Source organism: Vibrio sp. 1249-1 (assembly GCF_033340495.1).
Genome location: NZ_JAWOWJ010000810.1, coordinates 1 through 599, shown reverse-complemented (window position 1 = coordinate 599; position 599 = coordinate 1). Strand labels below are relative to the sequence as shown.

General features: G+C 45.1%; 1 pseudogene. It reads right to left on the bottom strand.

The annotated features are described in order from the left end of the window. A pseudogene (locus R7Z50_RS29050) lies at positions 1-599 on the bottom strand (diguanylate cyclase); the annotation flags it as partial.

Below are 599 nucleotides of genomic sequence, written 5' to 3'. Positions count from 1 at the left end.
TCGATATGGAAATCCCGCACTGGTGAATAGTTGAGGAGGGATGACAAATACTCGATATCGACATTCAACACTAAGTAACCCTGTCGAACGTCATTCACTGAAATTGGCATCAAAATGCGTAGTGACGGACTTAACGGATAAACCAACTCACCTTTGTCCCTTTCAAGTTCAATCCCCCAAGCTGAGATTTGCTCGTTCTCCAAACTCTGTGCGTACTTAAAATACTCTCGCGCAGATTTATCTCGAAGGATCAATGATGGGCCAGCGATGCCGGTTTTGAAATCGTATTTAATGCGAACTTTTTCGGTGCCAGAGGTGTCGAGAAAACGGATCTGCTTATACAGTTTTTGGTTGCGAGCAACCGAGCTCCACATGTTCTCTAAGATGGTCAGATTGGCTTTACTGGGTTCACGTAAGTAATCGTAATGGCTTTGACTGTGACCAAGTAGGTCGCTGATGGTTTCTATCTGATCTTGAATATTGTTGTATTCGCGCCCGGTGTAAGCCAGTTGGTGTAAGGCTTCTTTGGCGGTGTTTTCAACATTATTCGCTAAGAGGGCTTGGTATTTCTGGTAGTAGTAGGTGGCGGTGAGGGCACT